Annotated in this window: 3 protein-coding genes; all 3 read right to left on the reverse strand. The window is 69.6% G+C overall.

From position 1 onward, the window contains the following. Positions 1 to 172 precede the first annotated feature (172 nt). From GF405_08965 to GF405_08975, 3 genes are read right to left on the reverse strand one after another with little or no spacing between them, the layout of a single operon-like run. Positions 173 to 1,840 (reverse strand): hypothetical protein, encoded by a 1,668-nt coding sequence (locus tag GF405_08965; GenBank protein MBD3368280.1) that lies wholly within the window; start codon positions 1,838 to 1,840, stop codon positions 173 to 175. 59 nt (positions 1,841 to 1,899) lie between these two features. Next, on the reverse strand, positions 1,900 to 4,023 hold the full coding sequence (locus GF405_08970; GenBank protein ID MBD3368281.1) for a hypothetical protein: 2,124 nt from the start codon (positions 4,021 to 4,023) through the stop codon (positions 1,900 to 1,902). Further along, the gene (locus GF405_08975; GenBank protein MBD3368282.1) at positions 4,020 to 4,733 is read right to left on the reverse strand and encodes a hypothetical protein; all 714 of its coding nucleotides are present in this window, start codon (positions 4,731 to 4,733) and stop codon (positions 4,020 to 4,022) included. Before GF405_08975 ends, GF405_08970 begins: the two co-directional genes overlap by 4 nt. Position 4,734 lies beyond the last annotated feature (1 nt).

Here is a 4,734-nt window from a genome sequence, read left to right on the forward strand (position 1 = left end):
ATCTCCCACACCGGAACGTGCGTACTCCCTGCTGTTCTCGCGACGCCCCGCGACCACGGCCGATCCATCGCGAGGCCGGCGGCCCTCGCGGTCGGCCACGGCCTCTCGAACGCCGCCGACGCCGCCCCGGCGAGCACCCCAATCACGACGATGCACAGAACGACGCCGCGGCTCATTGCGCGATCCCCACGAGGGCCTTCGCCCGGGAGAGGATCCCCGCCCTCGCGTCGATCGCCTCCAGGTACAGCACGTAGAGCCCCGGCGGCAGGGGACCGTCCGCCGTGTGACCGTCCCAGACGATCTCGTGTCGTGAGGCGACCTGCTCGTGGTCGAGCAGACGCCCTCTGAGCCGCCCCCGGACATCGTAGACGGACAGACGCGCCAGCGCTGTTGCGGTCGGGAGCTCGCACGACACGACCGTCCGGTCGTTCCGGCCGTCCCCGTCCGGCGAGAACGGGTTCGGGCTGACGGTGAGCGTTCCCCCGACAGGGAGCGACTCGATGAGGATGCTGTTCGGAAGCCCGGGTGTCGAGCCGGAGGGAGCGACGGAGCTCCCCCAGTTGGTCGCGGAGCCCGCGTCCAGATCTGGACGGGCCTTCTCGAGCGACACGTTCCGGTCTCCTCCCCAGTCCCGCTCGTACGCGACGCGGTCGATGGGCGTGCCGTACGCGTCAAGGACCACGACCACGTCCTCGCTCGAGAGCGCCTCCCATCCGTCGGTCTCCGCCGTCGGGGCGCCGCTCGCGGCGACGAGCTCCGGTTCCTTCGCGATGATGAGAAAATCCCCGGCCCCAACGGAAAGTCGATCGCGCGTCTCGTCACCGACGAGTAGCTCGTGCTCGTCCTCGTCGTCCCCCAGCGACCAGCCACGCAGGTCGACGGAATCGCCGGCCGTCGAGACCAGCTCCACCCACTCGGTCGCACCGTCCTCGGGAGAGTGCATGACCTCGTTCACGACCAGGAGCCTTGCCGGGCCACCGACCGTCGCCGTCGTGCTCGCAATGTTGTTCGATGGAAGTCCGTCCGAGTCCGTCACCACGGACACGTCCATGTGGTGGTATCCGGGCGTCGGGTCGGACCAGAGGAGCCGCACGTCACTCGAGTCGCGCGGAGCGAGCGAGTCGTCCGAGGTGTGCCCGGCGACCTTCGAGCCGTCGCACGTGAGCGAGAGCTCGTACCCGCCCGCTTCGACAGTCTCGGCACCGAGGTTCCTGACGACAACATCGACCGGCATCGGCTCGCCGTCCGGGTGGACCATCCGTCGGGCGTGCCGGACCGCGACCGCGAGATCGCGGGTGACGGTGTTCCGCGCCCCGGGGGTCGGGATGCGCGGCACGAAGTCGAGGGCGTTGTCGTCGGCGTCCATGCAGTCGGGCATGCGCGCGAGAGCGAGCCCGCTGGACACATCGTCGGCGGGCGTGCCCTCGCAGTACTCGGAGAAAAGCGGCTCACCCCACCCGACGCAGTCGATGACGTGATCGCCGTCCGTCAGCCGACATCCGTCCGGCCCGTTCTGCAGATCGAGCGGCGTCACGACGTCCGGATGGGGTTCGACGTCCCGCTCACCTATCAGCAAAATGCCGCCGGGCTCGATCTCGTCGAGCGGTCCACCGATCCACTCGACCGTCCAGTCGTCGGGATGTGCGCCGTTGCCTGTCTCCACCGTCCAGTCCGAGACGGCCACCGTCGCGTGCCCGCAGTTCATGATCTCGATGAACTCGAGACCGGTGTCCGACCCGTCGGGGTCGTAGAAGACCTCGTTGATGACCAGCTCGGACGCAGAGAGAACGGACGTGAAGAACGCGACGCAAACAAGCGCCGCACTGGTGTTGCGTGACATGGGTCAGGTCTCTTCGGGGAGGTCGGGGCGGCTGCGCACGACTGCCGGGGGAGGACCGGCTACGGCATGCCCTTGCGGCGTCGGAGCGCCCACTCGACCGAGAGCAGTCCGACGAACGCCGTCAGGAGCCACGGCGTGTCCCACAGCTCGTACTCCTTCGAGCGGCGACGGACGACCCGTTCGAGCGGGAGCTCGTCGGGCAGGTCGTCGAGGGTTTCCGGAGTCACGTACGCTCCACCCGTCACCTCGGCCAGTCTCCGGAGGACTGAGGCGCGCCTGCGGACGTCGGCGTCCTCCAGAGCGAACGTCTCGACCTCGAAGGTGCCCTCATCGGTCCCGACGATCTCGCCGTCGACCGACGCGGTCGCTCGGTACGTGTACGCGCCGGGAGGTGGTGCGCTCAACTCTCCCTCGTAGCCGCCGACGACCGGCGTCATGGAAAGCTCGGCCACCGGTGCGCCGCCGCCGCGCACGACCTCGAGCGAGAGTGTCGCGCCCATCTCGGGCGAGAGATCGGCGCGATAGACCTGCCCCCGGAAGCCGATCAGGCCACCGACGGGGACGACGTCCGCGTCCGTCGTGACCGCGACGCGTTCGACCTCTCCGCGCGCCGTCAGCCACCTCGCGGTGTTCGAGACGAAACGCGAGAGAAGGTCCGCGTTGTCCCCGGCCATCCCCCAGCGCCAGATGCCCTCCGCAAGCACCGCGAGTGTCTGGCCGCCGCCCGGCCGGCCGCCGAGCACGACGACCGGTCCATCGGCCGCCTCGGCCAGGACGACACCCTCGGGAGCGGCGCGGAACGTCCCTGCGGGGGCCGTCCAGACGGGAGGAAGTCCCGTCCATGCCAGCACGTTCTCTGAGCGGCCGTTCTCGACACGGAGGACAGGAGACGACTCCCCGTCGGGGGTCAGGGACACTCTCTCTTCGCGCGGCGCTGCCAACCGTTCGAGCGACTCGACCGGCAGAAACGAGGGGAGTGTTCCGGGAGGCCCATCCGGCAGTCCGAGGGCGGCCAGACCGCCGCCCCGCTCGACCACGAAGGCGCGGAGCCAGTCCTCCGGCACGGCGGGGTCGCTCCAGTCGGGGTCGACGAGCAGGACGAGATCGTACTCCAGGAGCTCGTCGCGCGAGGCCGGCAGCCCGGAACCGTCCCCGACGACCGCTGTCAACTCGACATTGCGGTCGGCCTCCAGCTCCCTTCTGACGAAGGCGAAGTCCCACGCGGGGCGAGGGGCTGCGAGGAAGACTCTGAACCGTCCCTTCAGGGCCGTCGTCATGACGATGCGCTCGTTGTTCCCCGTCACGGTCTCGCCCGGCGCCTGTGGAATCCTCACGGTGTAGCGGTGCGTTCCCGGTTCGCGCGGCCGGACGCGGAAGGTCACCTCCGCCTCCTCTCCGGTACCGGAGAGCGACACGACCTCCCTCTCGAGGACATCTCCGTCCTCGACGATCTCGACGTTCGTCTCGCTTTCGCCGAAACCGGCGCTCGTGATCCGTGCGACGACGGGCAGTATCTCACCGGCGTACGACACTCTGTTGGTGAGCACCTCCTCCACGGCGATGTCGACCGGCGGATCCGGGCTGCCGACGCCGAGCACGAAGACAGGCACCCCCAGACGGATGCCCGCGTCGACGGGGCTCCCCCCGCGGTTGACCGCGCCGTCTGTGGCGACGATCACCGCGCCGAGCCTGCCCCGGCCCTGGCCGCGCGCGACCTCCTCGAACGCGTTCTCCAGATCGGTGGCGTCGCCGTCGAAGCCCGCCGCGTTCCTGATGCCGCCCGGCCCTTCCTCAAGCGGCCGCACGTCGGTCGAGAACGTGTACGCCGCGACCTCCGCGTCTCGAGCGATGCGCTCGAGGAGCACCTCGCTCACAAGCTCAACGGCCTCGCTCCCGCGTTCGACGCCTCCGGTTCCATCGCGGACGCTCATGCTCCGCGACTCGTCGATCAGGACGGCCACGACGGGGCGCTCGTTCGCCACCGAGGTCAGCGCCACCACGGGCTCGATGAGCGCCGCGAAGAGCAGGAAGAGCGCGGCGGCACGAAGCGTCGCCAGGCCGACGCGGAGGCCCGGACCCACCGTTGGCGGCACGCGCCGGTAGAACCACACGGCCGCCACCGGGGCGAGGGCCATGAGCACGAGGAAGATCCACGCGCTCTCCTGATTGGCGAAGACCCTCACGACGCAGGCTCCTCGTCGTTGACGTTCACCGACCACTCACCGTCGCGTTCCTCACAGATGAAGGAGACACTGGCGCCCGGCCTCAGGCGCGCCTCGGCAGTCACGACCGCCCGCCGCTCGGCATCCCACGGGGGCACAGGGAGCTCGAACCGGACATCCAGCGGCGGGACGTCCTCGGATGCGTCCAGGCTGTAGGTTGCCCGTCCCCGGTCCCGCTCGACCTGGTAGAACGTCTCGACCGTACCCTTGCCCAGGTGAACGGGCGTCCGCACCCACGTCAGCGCACCCGGAAGTGCCGGGCGGACGTCGAGGACGCCCTCGAGCAGGTCGGGCCGCACGCCGAGGTAGTCCTGATAGAAGTTCCTGAGGAACTCCGCGAGACTCCAGGCCTGCGAGACGGCGCCGGCGACGTTCTCCTCGTTCTCGGGCGGCACGCCGTTCCGAAGCTCGGGGAGCGTCCCGGCCGCACCCTCATCGTAGAAGAGCGCCGACAGCATGGAGCTCTGCTCCCAGGCGGCCTCGACGAGCCCGGAGCGTACGAGGGCCGTCACAACGGGTCCGGAGAGCCACACCCAGACATCCCCGTTGTGGTAGGCCTCGTCGAAGTGGTAGTGCGCCAGGTCCAGATGCCGGGGATGGAAGTCGGGATCCTCCGGGTCGAGCGAGGTCACGCCGTGCCTGAGCACGCAGTGTTCCCTCACGTCGTTGATG

It is taken from the genome of Candidatus Effluviviaceae Genus V sp., assembly GCA_014728125.1.
Lineage (GTDB): Bacteria > Joyebacterota > Joyebacteria > Joyebacterales > Joyebacteraceae > WJMD01.

Excerpts from the sequence above, each read along its gene's own strand:
- GF405_08965 (MBD3368280.1), bottom strand. The coding sequence starts at position 1,840 with ATGTCACGCAACACCAGTGCGGCGCTTGTTTGCGTCGCGTTCTTCACG.